The sequence below is a fragment of the Rhodococcus antarcticus genome (genome assembly GCF_026153295.1).
In the GTDB taxonomy this organism is placed as follows: Bacteria; Actinomycetota; Actinomycetes; order Mycobacteriales; family Mycobacteriaceae; genus Rhodococcus_D; species Rhodococcus_D antarcticus.
The window spans coordinates 2,698,942-2,720,723 of sequence record NZ_CP110615.1 but is presented as its reverse complement, the minus strand read 5'-3'; the positions used below and the strand labels follow the sequence as shown (position 1 = coordinate 2,720,723).

Annotated in this window: 22 protein-coding genes; 14 read left to right on the top strand and 8 right to left on the bottom strand. The window is 74.8% G+C overall.

Annotation, left to right across the window (positions count from 1 at the left end):
- Positions 1-11 precede the first annotated feature (11 nt).
- Genes lhgO through RHODO2019_RS13235 form a run of 3 tightly spaced genes read right to left on the bottom strand, consistent with a single transcriptional unit; the run spans position 12 to position 3,620 of the window.
- Positions 12-1,196 carry an L-2-hydroxyglutarate oxidase gene (lhgO, locus tag RHODO2019_RS13245; RefSeq protein WP_265382228.1) on the bottom strand — a complete coding sequence of 395 codons (1,185 nt, stop codon included), beginning with the start codon at positions 1,194-1,196 and terminating at the stop codon, positions 12-14.
- Positions 1,197-1,252: 56 nt separating this feature from the next.
- Positions 1,253-2,227 (bottom strand): asparaginase, encoded by a 975-nt coding sequence (locus RHODO2019_RS13240; RefSeq protein WP_265382227.1) that lies wholly within the window; start codon positions 2,225-2,227, stop codon positions 1,253-1,255.
- Positions 2,228-2,264: 37 nt separating this feature from the next.
- The gene (locus RHODO2019_RS13235) at positions 2,265-3,620 is read right to left on the bottom strand and encodes an amidase family protein (RefSeq protein ID WP_265382226.1); all 1,356 of its coding nucleotides are present in this window, start codon (positions 3,618-3,620) and stop codon (positions 2,265-2,267) included.
- Positions 3,621-3,858: 238 nt separating this feature from the next.
- Between RHODO2019_RS13235 and RHODO2019_RS13230 the strand changes: the two genes are divergently transcribed.
- The 6 genes from RHODO2019_RS13230 (at position 3,859) to RHODO2019_RS13205 (ending at position 11,328) form a co-directional block, all read left to right on the top strand.
- Complete coding sequence (locus RHODO2019_RS13230) at positions 3,859-4,884, top strand: 3-oxoacyl-ACP synthase III (RefSeq protein WP_265382225.1); 1,026 nt, start codon at positions 3,859-3,861, stop codon at positions 4,882-4,884.
- Positions 4,881-7,361 (top strand): alpha/beta fold hydrolase, encoded by a 2,481-nt coding sequence (locus RHODO2019_RS13225; protein ID WP_265382224.1) that lies wholly within the window; start codon positions 4,881-4,883, stop codon positions 7,359-7,361. Before RHODO2019_RS13230 ends, RHODO2019_RS13225 begins: the two co-directional genes overlap by 4 nt.
- On the top strand, positions 7,358-8,317 hold the full coding sequence (locus RHODO2019_RS13220) for an NAD-dependent epimerase/dehydratase family protein (RefSeq protein ID WP_265382223.1): 960 nt from the start codon (positions 7,358-7,360) through the stop codon (positions 8,315-8,317). Before RHODO2019_RS13225 ends, RHODO2019_RS13220 begins: the two co-directional genes overlap by 4 nt.
- A gap of 21 nt (positions 8,318-8,338) precedes the next feature.
- Complete coding sequence (locus RHODO2019_RS13215; protein WP_265382222.1) at positions 8,339-8,953, top strand: LysE family translocator; 615 nt, start codon at positions 8,339-8,341, stop codon at positions 8,951-8,953.
- A 286-nt stretch (positions 8,954-9,239) separates the two neighbouring features.
- Complete coding sequence (locus RHODO2019_RS13210) at positions 9,240-9,728, top strand: VOC family protein (protein WP_265384774.1); 489 nt, start codon at positions 9,240-9,242, stop codon at positions 9,726-9,728.
- Between the two features lie 130 nt (positions 9,729-9,858).
- Positions 9,859-11,328, top strand: a complete 1,470-nt coding sequence (locus tag RHODO2019_RS13205) for an NAD-dependent succinate-semialdehyde dehydrogenase (RefSeq protein WP_265382221.1) — start codon at positions 9,859-9,861, stop codon at positions 11,326-11,328.
- An 81-nt stretch (positions 11,329-11,409) separates the two neighbouring features.
- Here RHODO2019_RS13205 and rpsR read toward each other — a convergent pair whose 3' ends face one another.
- Positions 11,410-11,607: a 30S ribosomal protein S18 gene (rpsR, locus tag RHODO2019_RS13200; protein WP_435532223.1), complete on the bottom strand. Its 198-nt coding sequence runs from the start codon at positions 11,605-11,607 to the stop codon at positions 11,410-11,412.
- A 183-nt stretch (positions 11,608-11,790) separates the two neighbouring features.
- Between rpsR and RHODO2019_RS13195 the strand changes: the two genes are divergently transcribed.
- From RHODO2019_RS13195 to RHODO2019_RS13170, 6 genes are all read left to right on the top strand, one after another.
- A complete protein-coding gene (locus RHODO2019_RS13195; protein ID WP_265382219.1) occupies positions 11,791-12,390 on the top strand; it encodes a trimeric intracellular cation channel family protein in 600 nt (199 codons plus the stop codon).
- Positions 12,391-12,449: 59 nt separating this feature from the next.
- The gene (locus RHODO2019_RS13190) at positions 12,450-13,136 is read left to right on the top strand and encodes a response regulator transcription factor (protein ID WP_265382218.1); all 687 of its coding nucleotides are present in this window, start codon (positions 12,450-12,452) and stop codon (positions 13,134-13,136) included.
- 90 nt (positions 13,137-13,226) lie between these two features.
- Positions 13,227-14,606, top strand: coding sequence for a sensor histidine kinase (locus tag RHODO2019_RS13185; protein WP_265384773.1), 1,380 nt, complete (start codon positions 13,227-13,229; stop codon positions 14,604-14,606).
- A 75-nt stretch (positions 14,607-14,681) separates the two neighbouring features.
- Positions 14,682-16,346 carry a trypsin-like peptidase domain-containing protein gene (locus RHODO2019_RS13180; RefSeq protein ID WP_265382217.1) on the top strand — a complete coding sequence of 555 codons (1,665 nt, stop codon included), beginning with the start codon at positions 14,682-14,684 and terminating at the stop codon, positions 16,344-16,346.
- Positions 16,347-16,450: 104 nt separating this feature from the next.
- Positions 16,451-16,951 carry a MogA/MoaB family molybdenum cofactor biosynthesis protein gene (locus RHODO2019_RS13175; RefSeq protein WP_265382216.1) on the top strand — a complete coding sequence of 167 codons (501 nt, stop codon included), beginning with the start codon at positions 16,451-16,453 and terminating at the stop codon, positions 16,949-16,951.
- Entirely contained in the window at positions 16,948-17,118 is a 171-nt protein-coding gene (locus RHODO2019_RS13170; protein ID WP_265382215.1) for a hypothetical protein, read from the top strand. The genes RHODO2019_RS13175 and RHODO2019_RS13170 overlap by 4 nt, the downstream gene beginning before the upstream one ends.
- Positions 17,119-17,174: 56 nt before the next feature.
- Here RHODO2019_RS13170 and mscL read toward each other — a convergent pair whose 3' ends face one another.
- The 4 genes from mscL to RHODO2019_RS13150 all read right to left on the bottom strand — a co-directional run bounded on the left by mscL (position 17,175) and on the right by RHODO2019_RS13150 (position 19,521).
- The gene (gene mscL / locus RHODO2019_RS13165) at positions 17,175-17,573 is read right to left on the bottom strand and encodes a large conductance mechanosensitive channel protein MscL (protein ID WP_265382214.1); all 399 of its coding nucleotides are present in this window, start codon (positions 17,571-17,573) and stop codon (positions 17,175-17,177) included.
- Positions 17,574-17,626: 53 nt separating this feature from the next.
- On the bottom strand, positions 17,627-18,202 hold the full coding sequence (locus tag RHODO2019_RS13160) for an SAF domain-containing protein (RefSeq protein WP_354005538.1): 576 nt from the start codon (positions 18,200-18,202) through the stop codon (positions 17,627-17,629).
- Between the two features lie 234 nt (positions 18,203-18,436).
- Positions 18,437-18,808: an FmdB family zinc ribbon protein gene (locus RHODO2019_RS13155; RefSeq protein ID WP_265382213.1), complete on the bottom strand. Its 372-nt coding sequence runs from the start codon at positions 18,806-18,808 to the stop codon at positions 18,437-18,439.
- Between the two features lie 140 nt (positions 18,809-18,948).
- A complete protein-coding gene (locus RHODO2019_RS13150) occupies positions 18,949-19,521 on the bottom strand; it encodes a 5-formyltetrahydrofolate cyclo-ligase (RefSeq protein ID WP_265382212.1) in 573 nt (190 codons plus the stop codon).
- Positions 19,522-19,570: 49 nt separating this feature from the next.
- Between RHODO2019_RS13150 and RHODO2019_RS13145 the strand changes: the two genes are divergently transcribed.
- Positions 19,571-20,506 (top strand): UTP--glucose-1-phosphate uridylyltransferase, encoded by a 936-nt coding sequence (locus RHODO2019_RS13145; RefSeq protein WP_265382211.1) that lies wholly within the window; start codon positions 19,571-19,573, stop codon positions 20,504-20,506.
- A complete protein-coding gene (glp, locus tag RHODO2019_RS13140; protein ID WP_265382210.1) occupies positions 20,503-21,777 on the top strand; it encodes a molybdotransferase-like divisome protein Glp in 1,275 nt (424 codons plus the stop codon). Before RHODO2019_RS13145 ends, glp begins: the two co-directional genes overlap by 4 nt.
- Positions 21,778-21,782: the final 5 nt, after the last annotated feature.

Sequence of the window (21,782 nt, the reverse complement as noted above, 5' to 3'; positions counted from 1 at the left end):
CACGGCTCGGCTCAGTCCAGCGCCCGCCGCGCCACCTCGCGGCCGATGGGCAGGGCCGAGGTGGCTGCGGGCGAGGGCGCGTTGAGCACGTGCAGGGTGCGGGCGGTGCGGCGGAACAGGAAGTCGTGCAGCAGCTCCCCGCGCCGGCTCACGGCCTGGGCGCGGATGCCGGCCTCCTCGGGCAGCAGGTCGGACAGCTCGAGCGAGGGGCAGTACCGGCGGGCGAGCGCCAGGTAGCGCCGCTTCGACACCGAGGCCGCCACCTCCCGCGCCCCGGTGCGGACGTTGGCCCGGGCCAGGTGCCAGAACCCCGGGAAGCCGGCGATCTCGCGGAGGTCGCGCAGCTGCACCGAGCCCTTGCGGTAGCCCTCCCGGGAGAGCCCCAGCACGGCGTTCGGCCCGACCGTGGTGCGACCGTCCACCATCGGGGTCAGGTGCACCCCGAGGAACGGCAGCTCCGGGTCCGGCACGGGGTAGACGAGGTGGCGCACCACGCCCGCGCGGTGGTCGGGCAGCCGGAAGTACTCGCCGCGGAACGGCACGATGCGCACGTCGTCCTGCACCCCGGCCATCCGCGCCACCCGGTCGGCCTGCAGCCCGGCGCAGGCCACCACGCGCCGAGCCACCAGGTCCTCGCCGGCGGTGCTGACCCGGACCACGCCCGCCCTCTCCTCGATCGCGGTCACCGCGACACCGGTGCGCACCTCGCCACCGGCCGCGGTCACCACCTGCTCCATCGCGGCGCAGAGGGCCACGTAGTCGATGCTGGCGGTGACGGGCACGTGCAGGGCGGCCACCCCGGCGACGTTCGGCTCCAGCTCGGCCAGCTCGGTGCGGCTCACCCGGTGCGCCACGACGTCGTTGCGCGCGGCCCGGTCCACCAGGGCCTCCAGCCGGGCGGCGTCGGCGGCACCGGTGGCCACGAGCAGCTTGCCGAGCTCGCGCACGGGCACGCCGTGCTCCCGGGCGAAGGCCTTGGTGGCGGCAGCACCCTCGCGGCACAGCCGGGCCTTGAGCGAGCCCGGCTCGTAGTAGATGCCGGAGTGCACCACCCCGGAGCTGTGCCCGCTCTGGTGCCGCGCGAGGCCGTCCTCCTTCTCGCACACCACGACCGTGGACCCCGGCCGCGCCTCGAGCAGGGCCAGGGCCGTGGCCAGGCCGACGATGCCGCCGCCGATCACGCAGAAGTCGTGCACCCGGCGATCCTGGCAGGTCGGGGCCGCGGTGACAGGGGTGCGCCTCCCGCCGGGCCTCACCAGCTCGCGCCGCGCACCTGGTCCTCGGTCGCCCCGGCGGAGAGCAGGGCGAGCAGCTGGATCCGGGCCTGTCCCGGGCGCAGCCACGGCACGAGGACGGCTCCGGCGTCGAGGAGGTCCCTCCCGCCGCCGCCCCCGCCGTAGACCGCAGCCACCTCCCCGGCGTGCACCCGGGTGGACACCAGCACGGTGATCCCGGCGCGCACGTGTCGAGCCACGGCGGTCACCACCTCGGGGTGGGTGTTGCCCGAACCGGTGGTCTCCAGGACCAGTCCGCGCGCCCCGGCGGCCACGTGCGCGTCGAGCGCGGTGGCGTCGACGCCCGGGTACAGCGCGACGACGTCGACGCGCACGCGGCCCAGCGGTGCCGGCGCCAGGGCGGCCGGGCGCTCGGGGGTCCGCACCACGTCGAGGCCCGCGCCGGTGACCAGCCCCACCGCACCCCAGCGCGGGTCGTGGAACGGCGTCAGCGCGGTGGTGTGCAGCTTCCGGGTGCCCCGGGCCGCGTGGGCGGAACCCCCCAGGACCACGAGCACCCCCAGCCCGCGCGCGGTGGGCGAGGCGGCCACGGCCAGGGCGTCCCGCAGGTTGCGCGGACCGTCGGGCTGCACGTCGTCCGCGCTGCGCACCGCCCCGGTGAGCACCACCGGCCGGGGGTCGTCGTGGCAGAGGTCCAGCAGCAGGGCCGTCTCCTCCAGCGTGTCCGTGCCGTGGGTGAGCACCACGCCGACGACGTCCTCGGTGAGGGCGTCGAGGACGGCGGCCCGGATGGTGTCGAGGTCGGCCAGGGTCAGCGCCGAGCTGTCGGTGCTGAGCACCTCCCGCACGCGCACGTCCAGGTCGGGTGCGATCTCGGAGCCCTCCAGCAGCTCGCGGCCCTCGGTCGTGGCCACCTTCGCCCCGGTGCCGTCGTCCCGGCTGGCGATGGTGCCGCCGGTGGTGAGCACGAGGATCGAGCGTGCGAGGGCCATGCCCGTGATGGTGCCCCACCGAGCAGGCTCGCCGCGATCACCCGAGCGGCGGCCGACGGTCCGGCCAGCCCGAGGACTTCTCGAGCTGTGCGGCCACCGAGAGCAGCAGCGCCTCCGACCCGGGGGCCCCGACGAGCTGCACGGCCAGTGGCAGCCCGCCGGCGGTCCACCCGGCGGGCACGCTGAGCGCGGGCTGACCGGTCACGTTCCACACCGGGGTGAACGGCACCCGGCGGGCGGCCAGGGCGATGGTGCGCAGACCGGTCAGGGAGCCCACCTCCGCCGGGGGCGCGGCCATCACCGGGGTGGCCAGGACGTCCGCACCGCCGGGCAGCACGGCCAGCCGCTGCGCGGCCTCCCGCCCGAGGCGGCGCGCGCGGGCCAGCAGGGGCCGGGGCACCCGGCGCCCGACGGCGGCCACCACTCGGGTGCGCCGCTCGGTGACCGACGGGTCGACCAACCGGGCGAGGTCGTCGGCCACGCCACGGGCGTAGCGCACGAGGAAGGACTCCTGCACCCCGGCGAACGACGGATCGGCCTCGACCACGTCGTGGCCGAGCTCGCCGAGCGCCTCCACCGTGGACCGCAGGGCGGCGAGCACGTCGGGGTGCACCGACTGGGGAACCACGGCGGCGGTCGACCAGGCCACGCGCAGCCGGCCGGGGTCGCTCACCGCGAGGTCGGCACCGGCCAGCACCGACAGCACCGTCGCGGTGTCGGCCACGGTGCGGGTCAGGCAGCCCGCCGAGGACAGGCCGTGCCAGTGCTCGGTGTCCGGAGCGAGGCTGACGAGGCCGACGCCGGGCTTGAGCCCGACCAGCGCGCAGCAGGCGGCCGGCACCCGGATCGAGCCACCGCCGTCGGAGGCGTGCGCGGCCGCCACCATGCCCGAGGCCACCGCCGCGGCCGATCCGCCGGACGAGCCGCCGGGGGTGTGCGAGTGCGACCAGGGGTTGCGCGTCTGGCCGAACGATGCGGACTCGGTGAACGGCCACAGCGCCAGCTCGGGCAGGTTGGTGGTGCCCACCACCACCGCTCCGGCCGCGCGCAGGCGCCGCACGACCTCGGAGTCCACCGTCGCGGGGGGCTGCGGGCTGCGGGTGCCCATCGACGCGGGGTGCCCGGCCACGGCGACGGAGTCCTTCACCGCCACCGGCACGCCCAGCAGCGGCCGGTCGTCACCCCGGGCGAGGGCTGCGTCCGCGGCCTCGGCCTCGGCGCGGGCGGTGGGCAGCAGCCGACGGAAGGCGCCCAGCTCGGGGTCCAGCCGGGCGATGCGGTGCAGGCTCGCCTCCAGCAGCTCCACGGCGCTGGCGCGGCCGGTGCGCAGCAGCTCGCGCCGCCCCGCGACCCCGGAGTAGGCGATGTCGTCCTCGGTCAGCGTCGGGTCCACGTCCTCGACGGTAGTGCGGGTCGCCCGGGGTGCGCCGCGCGGGCGCGACGCCCCCGAGGGGCGGCCGGACCGCGCTGCGCGGGAGCGGTGCTGCCGGGCGCAGGACCCGGCTCGACCCAACCCCGGCCCGGCACGCGTGTGACCCCCCTCACGCTGGGAGTTCCTGTTGCTGCGAGTACGCGTGCACACTCGAATCTTCCGTGCAGCGCCGCACCCTCGCAGCGGCCGAAGGGACCCGATGACCGGCAACGCCACACACCGTTTCAGCAACACCACGATCCTCAGCGTCTGCGGCATCGACGCGCCCCAGGTGGTGACCTCCGCGGAGATCGATACGCGCCTGGCCGGCACCTACGCCCGCGTGGGCCTGCGCCCCGGGATGATGCAGCGCCTGGCCGGGATCGAGGAGCGACGCTGGTGGAGCCCGGGCACCACGTTCGCCGACGGTGCCGCGATGGCCGGGGCCAAGGCCCTGGCGGAGGCCGGTGTTGACCCGAAGCGGGTCGGGCTCATGGTGAACACCTCGGTCAGCCGCGCGCACCTGGAGCCGTCCACCGCGGTGGGTGTGCACCACGCGCTGGGCCTGCCCTCGAGCTGCCAGAACTTCGACGTCACCAACGCCTGCCTCGGCTTCGTCAACGGCATGCAGCTGGCCGCCGCGATGATCGAGAGCGGACAGGTCGAGTACGCCCTCGTCGTCAACGGCGAGGACGCGCGGGGCATCCAGGAGGCGACCATCGACCGCCTCAACGCCGGCGACTCCGACGCCAGGCACGTCTTCGCGCAGTTCGCGTCGATGACCCTGGGCTCCGGTGCCGCCGCCATGGTGCTGGGCCGGGCCGACGCCCACCCCGAGGGCCACCGCTTCCTCGGCGGCGTCACCCGTGCGGGCACCGAGCACCACGAGCTCTGCGTCGGCGACATGGACGACATGCGCACGGACAGCACGGGCCTGATGACGGCCGGGATCGCGCTGAGCACGGACCTGTGGGCCGAGTCCGCGCAGGAGTGGGACTGGGCCGGCGGCATGGACCGCTACGTCATCCACCAGGTGTCGGTGGTGCACACCCGGGAGATCTGCAAGGCCCTGGGCATCGACGAGGCCTTGGTGCCCCTGACCTTCCCGACGCGCGGCAACATCGGTCCCGCGTCGATCCCCTTCACCCTGGCCCGCGAGATCGACTCCCTGCAGGACGGGGACCGGGTGCTGCTCATGGGCATCGGCTCCGGACTCAACGCCTCGCTGGTGGAGATCGTCTGGTGATCACCTACACCGCCGCCCCGGCCGACCTGCCCCCCGCGGGACTGCCCGGGCTCGACCCGGCGTGGTCCCGGCTGGTCCCCGTCACCGACGCCGACGGTGTCGAGCGCACCTTCCACGTCCTCGACAACGGTGTCACCGACCCGGTCGGGACGCTGCTGTGCGTGCACGGCAACCCGACCTGGAGCTACCTGTGGCGCGGGTTGCTCGCCGCGGCCCCGGCAGGCTGGCGCGTGGTGGCGCCGGACCACCTCGGCATGGGCCACAGCGAGCGGCTCGACTCCGCCCGCACCCTCGCGCAGCGGGTCGATGACCTCGGACGGCTCACCGACGCCCTGGGCGTCACGGGGCCGGTCGTCACCGTGGCGCACGACTGGGGCGGCATCCTCTCGATGGGCTGGGCGCACCGGCACCGCGACCAGCTCCGCGGCATCGTGCTCACCAACACCGCGGTGAGCCAGCCGCCCACCGGCAAGGGCCCGGTGCTCATCCGGGCCGCGCACGTGCCGCTCATCGGCGAGAACGCCTGCGTGCGGACCCCGACCTTCGTCCGCGGCACCACCAGCCTGACCTGGCCGCTGCTGGACAAGGAGGTCCGCGACGCGTTCGCCGAGCCCTACGGCACCCCGGCCCGGCGTGCAGCCGTCGGCGGTTTCGTCGCCGACATCCCCTTCGCCGCCGGCCACCCCTCCCGCCCGGCCCTGGACGAGCTCAACGAGGGCATGCGCACCCTGGACGTGCCCGCCCTGCTGCTGTGGGGCCCGCGGGACCCGGTGTTCCTCGAGGAGCACCTGCGCGACATCCGGGACCGGCTGCCGCAGGCCCGCACCCACCGCTACCCCCGTGCGTCGCACCTGCTGCCCGAGGACGCCCCCGAGTACGCCGAGGCCGTGGTGGACTTCGTCGCCTCGCTGGACGAGCCCGCGCGCGAGGTGGCGGCCACCCAGGACCGTCCCCAGCTCTGGGCCCAGCTCGACGCCCACAGCCACGACGACACCCCCGCGGTGGTCGAGGTGGGGGGAGCGTCGATCAGCTGGGCGCAGCTGCACGGCAAGGTCACCGACCTCGCCGGCGCGCTCGTGGCCGGGGGAGTGCAGCCGGGTGACCGGGTGGCGCTGCTCGTCCCGCCGTCGATCGACCTCACCGTCGCCGTGTACGCGGTGTGGCGGGCCGGTGGCGTCATCGTCGTGGCCGACAAGGGCCTGGGCCTGCGCGGGATGGGCGGGGCGCTGCGCTCGGCGCGGGTCGACCACGTCATCGGGGCGACCCAGGGGATCGTGGCGGCCAAGGCCATGCGCGTGCCGGGCACCCGGTTCCCGGTGCGCAGCTTCGGCACGCTGATGGCCGGGCCGAAGGGTCCGCTGCCCGAGGTGAGCGCCGACATGGAGGCAGCGGTGCTGTTCACCTCCGGTGCCACCGGACCGGCCAAGGGCGTGCTCTACCGGCACCGCCAGGCCCGCGCCCAGGTGGAGCTGGTCCGCTCGACCTACGGCCTGACCAGCGGCGACCGCTTCGTCGCGGCCTTCGCCCCGTTCGCCATCTTCGGCCCCGCGCTGGGGATCGCCTCCGCGGTGCCGGACGTGGACGTGACCAGGCCCGGGACGCTCACCGCGGCTGCGCTGGCCGATGCCGCGGCCGCCGTGGACGCCACCGTCGTCTTCGCCTCACCCGCCGCGCTGCGCAACGTGCTGTCCACGGTGGACGGTCTGGACGCGGCCGGCCTCGGGGCGCTCGGCACGGTGCGGCTGCTGATGTCCGCGGGCGCCCCGGTGCCGGCCGCACTGCTGCGCGAGCTGGCCGCGACCATGCCGATGGCCTCGATGCACACCCCGTACGGGATGACCGAGGTCCTGCCGGTCACCGACGTGACGCTCGCGGAGATCGAGGCCGCGGGCGCCGGCGAGGGCGTGTGCGTGGGACGGCCCCTGCCCGGGGTCGAGGTGGCCCTGAGCCCGCTGTCCCCGCTGGGCCTGGCCGACGGGGAGCTCACCACCGACGCGGGCGTGACCGGCGAGATCTGCGTGCGCGCCGAGCACGTCAAGGACCGCTACGACGCGCTGTGGATGACCGAGCGGGCGGCCTCGCGCAACCCCGGCTGGCACCGCACCGGCGACGTCGGGCACCTCGACGAGGACGGCCGGCTGTGGGTGCAGGGCCGCACCGTGCACGTGCTGACCACCGTCGACGGCGTGGTCACCCCGGTGGGCGTCGAGCAGCGGGTGGAGACCCTCGGCTCGTCGGCCGCGGTGGTGGGCGTCGGTCCGGTGGGCACCCAGCAGGTGGTGGTCGTGGTGACCGGCACCGGGGAGGTGCTGGCCTCGGCCGCGCTGACCGAGGCCGTCCGCGGGGTGGCCGGCGTGCCGGTGTCCGCGGTGCTCGTCCGCAAGGACCTGCCCGTGGACATCCGGCACAACTCCAAGGTGGACCGGGTGGCCGTGGCGCAGTGGGCGTCGGGAGTGCTGGCCGGCGGCCGCGCGTGAAGGTCCTCGTCACCGGCGCGTCCGGGATGCTCGGGCGCGGGGTGGCGCAGGCCTTGCTGGAGCGCGGCGACGACGTGACCGTGCTGCAGCGACGACCGTCCACCGTGGACACCCGCCAGGTGCTCGGCGACGTGGCCGACGCGCCGGTGGTGGCCCGGGCCGTCGCCGGGTGCGAGGCCGTGGTGCACCTGGCCGCCAAGGTCGACGTGGTGGGCCCGTGGACGGAGTACGCCCGCGCCAACGTGGACGGCACCCGGGTGGTGGTCGAGGCCGCCCGGGGCGCGACGGTGCGGCGCCTGGTCAACGTCAGCTCGCCCTCGGTGGCGCACGCCGGGCGCTCGTTGGTCGGCGAGGGCGCGGGCCCGGCGGACCCGGAGCGCGCCCGGGGCTCCTACGCACGGTCCAAGGCGCTGGCCGAGCGGGTGGCCCTGGCCGCGGACTCCCCCGACCTGGCCGTGGTCAGCGTCCGGCCGCACCTGGTCTGGGGTCCCGGCGACACCCAGCTCGTCGGCCGGATCATCGAGCGCGCGCGGACCGGGCGGCTGCCCGTCATCGCCACCGGGGCGGCCCTCATCGACACCACCTACGTGGACAACGCCGTGGACGCGCTGGTGGCCGCCGTGGACGCGGACGTGCACGGTGAGGCGCTCGTGGTCAGCAACGGCGAGCCACGGCCCGTGGGGGAGGTGCTGCGCCGGCTGTGCGAGGCGGCCGGGGTGCCCGCTCCCACCCGGCACGTGCCGCTGCGGCTGGCGCTGGTCGCCGGGGCCGTGGTCGAGGGCGTCTGGTCGGTGCTCGACCGGCGCGACACCCCGCCGCTGACCCGGTTCCTGGCCGAGCAGCTGGCCACCGCGCACTGGTTCGACCAGCGGCGCACGCGCACCGCGCTGGGCTGGACGCCGCGGGTCAGCCTGGACGAGGGCTTCGCGGCGCTGGCCCGGCACCACGCCCCTTGACCCGTCCAGCAGGATGGGCCCGTGCTCAGCTCCCTGCTCGCCTTCTCGCTGGCCGCGGCTCTCATCGTGCTGCTGCCCGGGCCGGACAGCCTCGTGGTGCTGCGCGCGGTGGTGCGGCACGGACGGGCCCGGGCCGGGCTCACCGCGGCCGGGGTGCTGTGCGGGCTGCTGGTCTGGGTCGCGGCGGCAGCACTCGGTCTCTCCGCGCTGCTGCGGGCCAGCGAGACGGCCTACACCGTGCTGCGCATCGTCGGTGCTGTGTACCTGGTCTGGCTCGGGGTGCAGAGCCTGCGCACCCGGGGTGCACCGGTGCCGGAGGACCGTCCCACCCGCCGGGGCCTTCCCGGCTCCGGGTTCGGGGCCGGGTTCACCACCGACGTGCTGAACCCCAAGGTGGGCGTCTTCTTCGTGACCTTCCTGCCCGGTTTCGTACCGGCCGGGTACTCCGTGGGCACCACGTCGCTGCTGCTGGGCGCGGTGTTCGTCGTCGAGACCGCGGTGTACTTCGCGGTGGTGCTGCTGCTCGTCGGACGGATCAGCACCTGGCTGTCGGACGAGCGCACCCGGCGACGGATGGACCGCACCACCGGGGTGGTCCTGCTCGCCTTCGGCGCACGCCTCGCCACCGAGTCCTGACCCGTCGCTGACGACATCGCGCCCGGTGTAGGTCACCGTTGAGCCGGACGTGATCGCGGGAGTGCTGAAGGTGGTCGTGCCGTTGACGACCGAGCCTCCCGGTGCGCCCGTGACGGTGATCGTCCCGATGCTGGCCACCGACGTCCGCGTACGGGTCACGGTGCCCGGCTGCGTCCAGAGGGAGGTCCTCGTGCGCACCACCACCGAGCCCGCCGAGGTGCTGGTCCGGGAGATGCACTCCAGGCTGGACCCCGAGACCCCGAACCCCAGCGAGAGGAAGACCGTCATGACCACCGACGTGCACGAGCAGGCCCGCGAACGGATCCGCACCACCTACCTCCGCGACGCAGCCGACCGTCCGGCGTCCGCCGCCCGCGGGCTGCACCACACCGCCCTCATCAGCAGCGACGTCGAGCAGACCGTGCGCTTCTACCAGGGCCTGCTGGAGCTCCCCCTGACCGAGGTGGTCGAGAACCGTGACTACCCCGGTTCGACCCACTTCTTCTTCGACATCGGCAACGGCAACCTCCTCGCGTTCTTCGACTTCCCGGGCCTCGACGTGGGTCCGTACGCAGAGGTCCTGGGCGGGCTGCACCACGTGGCCATCAGCGTGGAGCCGCAGCGGTGGGGCCACCTGCGGACGAAGCTGCTCGACGCCGGGGTGGAGCTCGTCGAGCACAGCGAGGTCAGCCTGTACCTCCGTGACCCCGACGGCACCCGCCTCGAGCTCATCGCGGACCCGCTCGGTGAGATGTACGGCACCCAGGTCCTCTGAGCCCTGCCCAGGCTGGTCCGCGGACGCGTCGGACGGGACGGGACGGTGGGGTGCGGCCGCCCGTCTGGCGTCGGTGCCCTCGCGGGGTCCACGCTGGGAGCGCACCCGCCGTCGTCGACAAGGAGCCGCAGTGTCCACCCTCACCCAGCACGAGCAGGACGTGATCGCGTCCGTCCCCGTCAAGCTCTGGATCGGGGGTGAGCAGGTCGACGCCACGGGCGGCGGCACGTTCGCCGTCACCGATCCCTCCACCGGGGAGACCCTCGTCGAGGTGGCCGACGCGACCCCCGAGGACGCCCGCAAGGCCATGGATGCCGCAGCCGGTGCGCAGGCCGGCTGGGCCGCGACCCCACCCCGGCAGCGCGGGGAGATCCTCCGCGGGGCCTGGCAGCGCGTGGTCGACCGGGCCGACGACCTGGCCCTGCTGATGACCTTGGAGATGGGCAAGGCGCTGGCCGAGAGCAGGGGCGAGATCACCTACGGCTCGGAGTTCCTGCGCTGGTTCGCCGAGGAGGCCGTCCGCGTCAACGGACGGTTCACGCCCTCGCCCGGTGGCACCGGGCGCATCCTCACCATGAAGCAGCCGGTGGGCCCCTGCCTGGCCATCACCCCGTGGAACTTCCCGCTGGCCATGGGCACCCGCAAGATCGGCCCGGCCTTCGCCGCCGGCTGCACGATGATCGTCAAGCCGGCCGGCCAGACCCCGCTGACGATGCTCGCCCTGGCCGGGATCTTCGCCGAGGCGGGCCTGCCGGCGGGCGTGCTCAGCGTGCTCACCACGTCCTCGTCCAACGACGTGACGGAACCGGTCATCAGCGACCCCCGGCTGCGCAAGCTCACCTTCACCGGCTCGACCGGGGTGGGCCAGAAGCTGGTGGCGAAGTCCGCGCAGCGCCTGCTGCGCACCTCGATGGAGCTTGGCGGCAACGCGCCGTTCGTGGTGTTCGACGACGCTGACGTCGACGCGGCCGTGGAGGGCGCGATGCTCGCGAAGATGCGCAACGGCGGCGAGGCGTGCACCGCGGCCAACCGCTTCCACGTGCAGGAGGGCGTGCGCGAGGAGTTCACCCGCAAGCTCACCGAGCGGATGACGGCGCTGTCGCTGGGCCGGGGCTCCGAGGACGGCACCGACGTCGGCCCGCTCATCAACCAGGCGCAGGTGGACACCTGCCAGGAGCTGGTGGACGACGCCGTGGCCAAGGGCGCCACCGTGCTCTGCGGCGGCTCGGCGCCCGAGCGCACCGGCACGTTCTTCACCCCGACCGTGCTCGGTGACGTGCCCGCCGACGCGCGGATCCTCGTCGAGGAGGTGTTCGGCCCGGTGGCGCCCATCTGCGGGTTCAGCACGGAGCAGGAGGGCATCGACGCGGCGAACACCACCGAGTACGGCCTGGCCGCGTACTTCTACACCCGCGACCTCGACCGGGCCTTCCGCGTGGCCGAGGCGCTCGAGGCGGGGATCGTCGGCGTCAACCGGGGGGTGGTGAGCGACGTGGCGGCCCCCTTCGGAGGGATCAAGGCCTCCGGGTTCGGCCGCGAGGGCGGCGACGAGGGGATCAACGAGTACCTCGAGGTCAAGTACGTCGCGCTGACCAGCTGACGGCCGCCACCGCGCGAGCGGCGCACGGCGCAGAACAGCCCCGGTCCAGCGGACCGGGGCTGTTCTCCTGCGGGGTGCGTCTCAGCGCTTGCCGGCTCCCGAGTACGGGAGCAGGGCCATCTCGCGAGCGGACTTGATGGCCTGGGCCACCTGGCTCTGCTGCTTCGGGGTGAGACCCGTGATGCGACGGCTGCGGATCTTGCCGCGGTCGGACAGGAACGAGCGGAGCAGGTTCACGTCCTTCCAGTCCACGGTCTCCACCCCCGCGGTCTTGAGCATGTTCCGCTTCTTCTTCTCCGGACGGTCCTTGTCCCGGCTGCTGCGGCTGTCCCGCTGCTCACGCTTCGCCATCTGTCGATCCTCCTGTCAACGGCACTGATCTCTATCGTCCCACACTCACCGGCCTCTCCCGCCCACGCCCGGGAGCTCCTCGGCGGGGCCACCCGGCCCTAGGGTTGACCGGTGCTGCTCCTGGTTCTCGAGCTCGTGGGCGTCACCGCGTTCGCCGCCTCGGGCGCGCTGGCCGCGGTGCGGGCGCGGCTGGACATCTTCGGTGTCTGCGTCCTGGGGGCCACCACGGCACTGGGCGGCGGGGTGCTGCGCGACCTCCTGCTCGGCATCACCCCGCCCACCGCGCTGACCGACGGCCGCTACCTCGCCGCGGCGCTGGTCACCTCGCTGCTGGTGTTCCGCTTCAACCCCGGGGTCGCCCGGCTCCGGCGCTCGGTGCTGGTGCTCGACGCCGCGGGCATGGGCCTGTTCGCCACCGGTGGCGCGACCACCGCCCTCGCTGCGGGGGGTTCGGCCCTGGCCGCCTGCATCATCGGCATGACCACGGCCATCGGGGGCGGGGTGCTGCGGGACGTCCTGCTGCGCGAGATCCCCACGGTGCTGCGGATGGAGATCTACGCCCTCGCCGCGCTGGCCGGGTCCGTCGTGGTGGTGGCGGGCACGGCCGCCGGGCTGCGGCCCGGGGTGGCGTCGGTGTTCGGCGCGCTGCTGGCGACAGGGCTGCGGGGGGTGGCCCTGCGCCGCGGCTGGAACGCCCCGCTGGCGCGCTGAGCCCGTCGCTGGGGGGACCTGCTCAGGAACCTCTCAGACCACGCGTCCACACTGGTCGCATGCGCATCCTCGTGGTGGACGACGACCGGGCGGTCCGTGAGTCCCTGCGCCGCTCGCTGTCCTTCCACGGGTACACCGTCGACCTCGCCGCGGACGGGGTGGAGGCGCTGGCGGCCGTCGCCGAGGAGCGGCCCGACGCCCTCGTGCTCGACGTGATGATGCCGAGGGTGGACGGGCTGGAGGTGTGCCGTCGCCTGCGGGGGGCCGGTGACGACCTGCCGGTCCTGGTCCTCACCGCGCGGGACACCGTCTCCGAGCGCGTGGCGGGTCTGGACGCGGGCGCGGACGACTACCTGCCCAAGCCCTTCGCGCTGGAGGAGCTGCTGGCCCGGCTGCGCGCGCTGCTGCGTCGCGCCACCCCTGCGGACTCGCCCGACTCGGCCGTGCTGGAGTTCGCCGGCCTGCGGATGGACCCGGTGACCCGCGAGGTCTCCCGGGACGACCGGTCCATCAGCCTGACCCGCACGGAGTTCTCCCTGCTGGAGATGCTGCTGGCCAACCCCCGGCGGGTGCTGACCCGCAGCCGCATCCTCGAGGACGTCTGGGGCTACGACTTCCCCACCTCCGGCAACGCGCTCGAGGTGTACATCGGGTACCTGCGCCGCAAGACCGAGGCCGAGGGCGAGATCCGGCTCATCCACACCGTCCGCGGGGTGGGGTACGTGCTGCGCGAGACGGCGCCCTGAGTGTTCCGCTCCCACTCCGCCGCACCGTCGCCGGTGCGCGGCACCGAGCCGCCCACCGATCCGTTCCCGGCGCAGGCCCTGCCGGACGTGATGCGCCCCCCCACCGCCATCACCAGCAGCGTTTCGCTGCGCGGGCGGGTCACCGTCATGGCGGCAGCCGTGGTGGGGGTCGCCGTCGCCGTCCTCGCCGCCGCCGCCTACCTGGTCGTGCAGAACGCGCTCTACGACGACGTCGACACCCAGCTGCAGGGACGCTCGAACCTGCTCGTGGCCAACTCGCAGCTCCTGCAGGGCAGCGACCGCGACGTCGTGCTCGGGCTGTCCTCGCTGTTCTCCAACGAGCTGCGCATCGCGGTGGTCATCTCCGGCACCACGTTCGCCGTGCCGGGGCAGGCACCGCCCATCGGTGACCCGGAGAACCACGTGGTCGACGGCACCACCACCCGCTCGCTGCGCACCGTGGACGACTTCCGGGTGCTGGCCCAGCGCACCGGGGACGGCACCACCGTCGTGCTGGCGCAGTCGCTGGTGCCCACCCGCCAGGTGCTCAAGCGGCTGGGGGTGGTGCTGCTCATCGTGGGTGCCGGCGGGGTGCTGCTCGCGGTGGTGGCGGGGGCGGCCGTGGGTCGGGCCGGGCTGCGACCGGTCGCGCGGCTGACCGCGGCGGCCGAGCGGGTGGCGGCGACCGAGGACCTCACGCCGATACCGGTGACCGGTGACGACGAGCTGGCCCGGCTGACCCAGAGCTTCAACCGGATGCTGCGCTCGGTGGGCGAGTCCCGGGAGCGCCAGCGCCGCCTGGTGGCCGACGCCGGGCACGAGCTGCGGACCCCGCTGACCTCGCTGCGGACGAACATGGAGCTGCTGGCCGCGACCCAGCGCCCCGGGGCCCGTGAGCTCGAGGCCACCGACCGGGCCGAGCTGCTGGCCGACGTGGAGGCGCAGATCGGGGAGATGTCCACCCTGGTGGGCGACCTCGTGGAGCTGGCGAGGGAGGACGCCCCCGCCGCGTCCGAGGTCCGGGAGCCGGTGGACCTCCGCGACGTGGTGGAGCGGGCGCTGGAGCGGGCCCGTCGCCGCCGCACGGAGGTCGAGTTCACCGCCGAGCTGGAGCCGTGGACGCTGGTCGGCGAGGCCGCGGGGCTCGAGCGCGCCGTGCTGAACGTGCTCGACAACGCGGCCAAGTGGAGCCCCGCGGGCGAGGAGGTGCAGGTGCGGCTGCACCAGGTGGACGGGGCCAACGTCGAGCTCACGGTGGCCGATGCGGGCGCGGGCATCGCGGCCGCGGACCGGGCGCTGGTCTTCGAGCGCTTCTACCGTGCGACGTCCTCGCGCTCGATGCCGGGTTCCGGGCTGGGGCTGGCCATCGTCGCCCAGGTGGTGGTGAAGCACGGGGGAGCCGTGCGGGCCGAGGAGTCCGACCGCGGGGGTGCGCTGCTGCGGCTGCGGTTCCCGGGAGCCCCGGCCTGAGGGGGGGCCGCACTCACGGGGGACGTACAGGCTCATCTCAGGCGAATCACAGCCCGGCGCGACAGAGTGGTCCCCATGAGCGATGGCAGCGATCGGTACCCCGGCCACGACGGTGGCGCCACCCCCCCCGGATCGGGCGGGTCGGCGGGCCAGGATCCCGACACGGGCCCCCTCGCCGCACAGTCCGGCTGGTCGGGTGCACCGCACGCCGGGCAGCAGGGCTCCGGCTCGGGCGAGCAGTCCGGGTGGTCCGCTGGCGGCGGGCAGCAGGGGGGCAGCTCCCAGGGCCCCGACGCGCAGCAGAGCCCGTGGTGGTCGGCGTCCTCCGGCCAGGGGGCGCAGGGCCAGGACCCGGCGCAGGGCGGCTGGTCCCGCCCGTCCGGCACCCCGCAGGGCGCACCGGGCCCCGCCACCGGCGGCTGGGACCGCGCGCAGGGGTCGAGCAGTCCCTACGGCGCCGGGTCCGGCGGATCCGGGGCGCAGGCTCCGTACTCCCCGAGCCCCAGCGCCCCGAGCCCCTACGGCCAGAGCCCCTACGGCCAGAGCGCCTACGGCCAGAGCCCCTACGGCTCCGGCGCGTACGGCGCCGGCTCCTACGGGACGGGCTCCCACGACGCGGGCCCCGGCTCGTCGACCCCGGCCCCGAAGGCGCGGCGGGGCAAGCTCCTCGTCGGTGCGGTCGTGCTCGCCCTGGTCGCGGGCGGCGTCGGCGGCGGGGTCGCCACCCTGCTCGACGGCAACGGCTCCACCGGCGTGGTCAGCGCGCTCTCCCAGCCGGTGAACACCCAGCCGACCTCCAGCACGGGCGGCACGGTCGAGCAGGTCGCGGCCAAGGTCCTGCCGAGCGTCGTGCAGATCCAGGTGCTCGTCGGCCAGTCCGGTGGTGAGGGTTCGGGGATCATCCTCAGCTCGGACGGGCAGATCCTGACCAACAACCACGTGGTGGAGTCGGCGGCCGGTGCGCGCTCGGGCGCCATCACCGTCGCGTTCCAGGACGGCAGCACCGCCACCGCGACGATCCTGGGTCGCGACCCCTCCGCCGACCTGGCCGTCATCAAGGTCGACAAGACCGGGCTCACCCCCATCACGATCGGCAGCTCGGGATCGCTGGCCGTCGGTCAGGACGTGGTGGCCATCGGCTCGCCGCTCGGCCTCGCCGGCACCGTCACCTCCGGCATCGTCAGCGCGCTGAACCGGCCCGTGAGCGCGTCTGGCCAGAGCAGCGCCACCAGCCAGGCCTCCGTCATCGACGCCATCCAGACCGACGCGGCGATCAACCCCGGCAACTCCGGCGGGGCCCTGGTGAACATGAACGGTGAGCTCGTCGGCATCAACTCCGCCATCGCCTCCCTCGGTGCCGCCCAGGGCAGCCAGTCCGGGTCCATCGGACTGGGCTTCGCCATTCCCATCGACCAGGCCAAGCGGATCGCCCAGGAGCTGATCGACTCCGGCCACGCCACCCAGGCCGTGCTCGGGGTCACCGCCCAGAACGCCACCTCGGGTACCCGTGGCGCGGTGGTCGGAGACGTCTCCGCCAACGGTGCGGCCGCGAAGGCGGGCCTGTCCAGCGGCGACACGATCACCAAGGTCGACGACAGGGTGATCGACAGCAGCGACGCGCTCGTCGCGGCCATCCGGTCGCACGCCCCGGGCGACACGGTGACGCTGACGGTGGTCTCCGGCGGCTCCGGCAAGACGGTGCAGGCCACGCTCGGCAGCCAGACCGTGGGGTCGAAGTGAACACGGGGTTCCCCACCCGCGGTGCGGTGACCCTGACCGTGGTGGGGCCCGACCCGTCCCCGCACGTGGTCGAGCCGGACACCGCGGCCCTTAGGGTGGCCGTCATGGACCTCTCCCCGCCGCAGCTCGGTCGCGCCCTCGTGGTGATCGTGGACGACCGCTCCGCGCAGCTGAGCACGCACGAGTCGAACGGCCCGCTCGTCGCGGAGCTGCTCGGGGAGGCGGGGTTCCACGTCGACGCGACGGTGGCCGTCGCGGCCGACCCGGTGGAGATCCGCAACGCGCTGAACACCGCGGTCATCGGCGGGGTCGACCTGGTGGTCACGGTCGGTGGCACCGGGGTCTCCCCGCGCGACGTCACCCCGGACGCGACCTCCGGTGTTCTGGACCGTGTGGTGCCCGGGGTGGCCGAGGCGCTGCGGTCCTCCGGGCTCGCCGCCGGTGCCGTGGACGCGGGCCTGTCCCGTGGCCTGTGCGGGGTCTCGGGCAGCACCCTCGTGGTGAACCTGGCCTCCTCCCGCGCGGCGGTCCGCGACGGCATGGCCACGCTCACCCCGCTCGTCACCTACGTCATCGAGGAGCTCTCCGGCCTCGACGAGGCGTGAGCGGGCCCGGTTCGGCCGAGACGCCCCCGCAGCGACGTGAGCGGCTCGACCGGGTGTTCGGCGACGTGCTCCCGGAGACCACCAGCGACGAGCGGGGCGAGGACACCGGATCGGCGCAGGGGCGGGACGACGAGCTCCGCCGGGACGTCCCCCCGCACCACGGCTGACCGCGACGCACGAGTGCCCCCGTCCTGCCGGACGGGGGCACTCGGGACAGCAGGGGTCAGACAGTCCTGGTCCGGCCCGCCAGCAGGTCGCGGATCTCGATGAGCAGCTCGACGTCGGTCGGCTCGGCCGGGCCCGCCTCGACGCCGGCCTGGCGACGGGCCTTGAGCGCGTTCACGGGCAGCACGACGACGAAGTAGACGACCGCAGCGATGATGGCGAAGTTGATGATCGCCCCGATCAGCCCGCCGATGTCGATCCGCGTGGCCTCGTTGTCGCTGATGATCTTGAAGGACAGCCCCGCCGGGTTGGTCCCGCCGATCACCGAGATCAGCGGCGTGATGATGAACGCCGTGAAGGCGGTCACGATCGCCGTGAACGCGGTGCCGACGACGACGGCGACCGCGAGGTCCACCACGCTCCCGCGGAGCAGGAAGTCCTTGAATCCCTTGAGCATCGTCTCTCCCCAACGTGGACGCCGGGCCGGAGGATCCGTCACCCGGTCAGGTGTCAGCGGAATGTAACGGTCACCGCCGACTCGAGGGAAGCCGTGGCCACGGTCGCGGCCTGGTCCGCGCCCACCCCCAGCACGACCAGCCGCCCGTCGCCGGAACGACGCTCGTGGGCGGGCTGGACGGCCAGCACCACCGCACCCGCGGCCAGCACGCGCACGTCCCCGGCGCTGCGGCCGAGCACCAGCACGTCCACCTCGTCGCCCGGCCGCAGCAGGTCCGCCACGTCGGGGTCGCTCAGCCGCACGGGCACCGACGTGGCCCCCGAGCGCCCGGTGGCCAGCGCCGCGAGCGAGGGGCCGACCACCCGCACGTCGGTCAGCGTCTCCCCGGCCCGCACCGCTCCCGCCGAGGTGCGCCCGGCCACGGCGTCGACCGCGGTGACCGCGCCCTCGGGTACGGTCCGCGCGCCCACGGACACCGTCCGGAGGTCGTCGTCGGTGATCACCTGTCCCGGCGCCAGGTCCCGCGCGGCCACCACGACCTCGGTGCTGGCTGCGGCCGGGTCGCCCCGCAGGGCCAGCACCCCCGCGAGCAGGACCAGCACGGCGGCCACCGCCCGACGGGCGTGCACCGTCCGCGTCCAGCCCGGGCGTGCCGCCGTCGTCAGCCGCTCGTGCAGCAGCGGGGACAGGCGTCCTGCACGCCGTCGCCGTGATCCGGTCCGTGTCCTGCTCACTGGTGGTCCCCCTCGCCCGACCCCGGGGGCTCCGGGGCGCTCGAGGTCGGACGCTAGGGCCCGCGATGCACGGCGGGCCCGGCCCGGACACCGCCTGTGGACAGCTCGGGGGCCTGTGGACGGCGCGGGTCAGGCGCCCTTGCTGGGTGCGCTCGAGCTGGGGGTCCCGACGGTCGCGCCGGCCTTGGCACCGGAGGACGCCGCCTTCGCCGGGGCGGCCTTGTCCGAGCCCTTGCTCTCTGACCCCGAGCCTTCGGAACCCTTGCTCTCCGAGCCCTTCTCACCCTTCGACTCACCCTTCGACTCACCCTTGGGCACGGCCCCGGCGCGACTGTCGGTGCGGTAGAAGCCGCTGCCCTTGAACACGATCCCCACCGAGCTGAACACCTTGCGGAGCTTGCCGGAGCACACCGGGCAGACCGTGAGGGAGCTCTCGCTGAAGGCCTGCACGGCCTCGAAGCGGTGTCCGCACTCGGTGCAGGCGTAGGAGTAGGTGGGCACGTGGATCCTCCGGAAAGTCCGCCGGGGCCGGGGCCGGGGCGGGAAGGGGTGCAGAAGGTGGGCTGGCACTCTTTCGTGCGGAGTGCCAGCGTCCATCGTGCGCCAGGGTCCGGCCCGGTGCAAACAGACCGCCGGCAGGCTCAGCCCCGCAGCGGCTGCAGCCCGCGCACCGGGGTCAGCGCCCATCCCAGCGCCACGTCGTGGGGCTCCGAGGGAAGCTCGTCCACCACCTCCTGGTCCCTGACCACCGCGACGAGCCGGGCGCCGGGCCTCGCCAGGGGGAGGCTGCGGTCGTAGTGGCCCTGGCCCTTGCCCAGCCGTGCGCCCGCCCGGTCCACCGCCAGCGCCGGCACCAGCACCACGTCGGCCTCAGCGATCGTCCCCGGCTCGAGCCCGGGTCCGACCGGCTCGCGCAGCCCGAAGCGCGCCGCCACCAGGTCCTCGGTGCGGGTGTGCTCCGCCCACCGCAGCGGCGCGGCCGTCTGCACCAGCGGCAGCAGCACCCGCGCCCCGGTCCGCACCAGCGCCTCCAGCAGCTCGAGCGAGCCCGGCTCGGAGCCCACCGGCACGTGCGCGCACACCACGTCCCCGGGGCCCGCCAGACCACGGACGTGCGCGGCCAGCGCCACCGCCTCCGCCGCGCGCACGGGTGCGGGCAGGGCCCGACGCGCCGCGACCAGCTCCCTGCGCCACTGCTGCTTCGACCGCCCCACGTCCCTCACCGCTCCGCCCGCCCGTCTCGTCCTGGATAGTGTGGCCCCCATGACATCGCCGTCCCCTGCCCCCACGTCGCAGCCGGGACCCGGCTTCCGCACGGCGATCGTCCCGGCCGCCGGGCTCGGCACGCGCTTCCTGCCGGCCACCCGGTCGGTGGCCAAGGAGCTGCTGCCGCTGGTCGACACCCCGGGCATCGAGATGGTGGCCACCGAGGCGGCCGCGGCCGGGGCCAGCCGCATGGTCGTCGTCATCTCCGCGGGCAAGGAGGCCGTGGCTGCGCACTTCCAGCCCGATCCCGAGCTGGAGGCCACCCTGGCCGGGCGGGGCAAGGACGAGCTGCTGGCCAAGGTGCGCCGTGCGCCGGCCCTGCTCGGCGAGGTGCGCGCCGTGCTGCAGGACGAGCCGCTGGGCCTCGGGCACGCGGTCGGGTGCGCCGAGGGCACGCTCGACGACGACGAGACCGTCGTGGCCGTCCTGCTGCCCGACGACCTGGTCCTGACCGAGGACGGCGAGCCCGGCGTGCTCGAGCGGATGGCCGCCGTCCGGTCCGAGCACGGCGGAACCGTCCTGTGCGCCTTCGAGGTCCCCCGCGAGGAGGTGTCCGCCTACGGGGTGTTCGCCGTCGAGGGGGACGGTGGGGACCGGGACGTGTTCCGGGTGGTCGGCATGGTGGAGAAGCCCACGCCCGACGAGGCCCCCTCGAGCCTGGCGGCCGCCGGGCGGTACCTGCTGGACCGGGCGGTGTTCGACGCGCTGCGCCGGACCACCCCGGGTGCGGGCGGCGAGCTGCAGCTGACCGATGCCATCGCGCTGCTGATCGACGAGGGCCACCCCGTGCACGTGGTGGTGCACCGCGGCGCGCGCCACGACATCGGCAACCCCGGCGGCTACGTCCGAGCCGTCGTCGACTTCGCCCTGCGCGACGCCGCCTACGGGCCGTCCCTGCAGGGCTGGCTCGGCGAGCGGCTGGACCGCTCGTGAGGTCCGTCGACGAGCAGCTGGCCCGCGTGCTGGAGGCTGCGGTGGTGCCGCAGCCCGTCCGGGTCGCCATCTCCGAGGCCCAGGGCCTGCTGTGCGCGGAGGAGGTCGTCACCGAGCGCCCCCTGCCGGGCTTCGACCAGGCCGCGATCGACGGCTACGCAGTGCGAGCGGTGGACGTGCAGGTCCCGCGGACCCCGGCCGGGGCACTGGCGACGGCCTCCGGGGACCCCGCCCCGGGCCCGGTCGTGCTGCCCGTGGTCGGCGAGGTCCTCGCCGGGTCCCGCCAGCCGGTGCGGCTGCAGCCCCGACAGGCCGTCCGGGTGGACACGGGGGCGCCGCTGCCCACCCTGGCCGACGCGGTGCTGCCGCTGTCCTGGACCGACGGGCACGCCGCCCGGATCACCGTGAACCGGGCCGTGCGCTCGGGCGACTTCGTCCGGCACACCGGGGACGACGTCCAGCCCGGTGACGTCGCGGTGCGCTCCGGCACCGTGATCGGGGCCGCCCAGGTGGGCCTGCTGGCAGCCGTCGGCCGGGACAAGGTGCTGGTCAACCCCCGTCCCCGGATGTCGGTGATCTCCGTCGGTGGCGAGCTCGTGGACATCGACCGCACCCCCGGGTCCGGGCAGGTCTACGACGTGAACTCCTACGCGCTCTCGGCGGCCGCCCGGGACGCCGGGGCCACCGTGAACCGGGTGGGGATCGCGGCCGGGGACCCCCGCAGGCTGCGCGAGGTGGTCGAGGGTCAGCTGCTGCGCAGCGAGATCGTCGTCATCTCCGGGGCCGTGGGCGGTGCGGCGTCGGAGCAGGTCCGCGAGGTGCTCGCCGATCTCGGTGAGGTCACCGTGGACCGGGTGGCGATGCACCCCGGGTCGGTGCAGGGCTTCGGCCGGCTCGGCGCGGACATGGTGCCCACCTTCCTGCTTCCCGCGAACCCGGTCAGCGCCCTGGTGGTGTTCGAGGTGATGGTCCGGCCGCTGGTGCGCGTGGCGCTGGGCAAGCGCAACCCGCGCCGGCGCGTCGTCACCGCCCGCACCGTCGGCCCCGTCACCTCCATCGCCGGTCGCCGCGGGTACCTGCGCGGGCAGCTCATGCGCGACGAGAAGACCGACGAGTACCTGGTGCAGGCCCTCGGTGGTGCGCCGGGGTCCTCCTCGCACCTGCTCGCGACCCTCGCCGACGCCAACTGCCTCGTGCTCGTGGCCGAGGACGTCACCGAGGTGCGCACGGGCGACGAGGTCCAGGTCGTCTTCCTCGCGCAGCGCGGCTAGCCCGC

Coding starts and splice junctions, on each gene's coding strand:
- RHODO2019_RS13175 (WP_265382216.1), top strand. CDS start 16,451: ATGGACCTCTCCCCGCCGCAGCTCGGTCGCGCCCTCGTGGTGATCGTG.
- RHODO2019_RS13210 (WP_265384774.1), top strand. CDS start 9,240: ATGACCACCGACGTGCACGAGCAGGCCCGCGAACGGATCCGCACCACC.
- RHODO2019_RS13190 (WP_265382218.1), top strand. CDS start 12,450: ATGCGCATCCTCGTGGTGGACGACGACCGGGCGGTCCGTGAGTCCCTG.
- RHODO2019_RS13185 (WP_265384773.1), top strand. CDS start 13,227: ATGCGCCCCCCCACCGCCATCACCAGCAGCGTTTCGCTGCGCGGGCGG.
- RHODO2019_RS13240 (WP_265382227.1), bottom strand. CDS start 2,227: ATGGCCCTCGCACGCTCGATCCTCGTGCTCACCACCGGCGGCACCATC.
- RHODO2019_RS13145 (WP_265382211.1), top strand. CDS start 19,571: ATGACATCGCCGTCCCCTGCCCCCACGTCGCAGCCGGGACCCGGCTTC.
- RHODO2019_RS13230 (WP_265382225.1), top strand. CDS start 3,859: ATGACCGGCAACGCCACACACCGTTTCAGCAACACCACGATCCTCAGC.
- rpsR (WP_435532223.1), bottom strand. CDS start 11,607: ATGCTCAAGACCGCGGGGGTGGAGACCGTGGACTGGAAGGACGTGAAC.
- mscL (WP_265382214.1), bottom strand. CDS start 17,573: ATGCTCAAGGGATTCAAGGACTTCCTGCTCCGCGGGAGCGTGGTGGAC.
- RHODO2019_RS13180 (WP_265382217.1), top strand. CDS start 14,682: ATGAGCGATGGCAGCGATCGGTACCCCGGCCACGACGGTGGCGCCACC.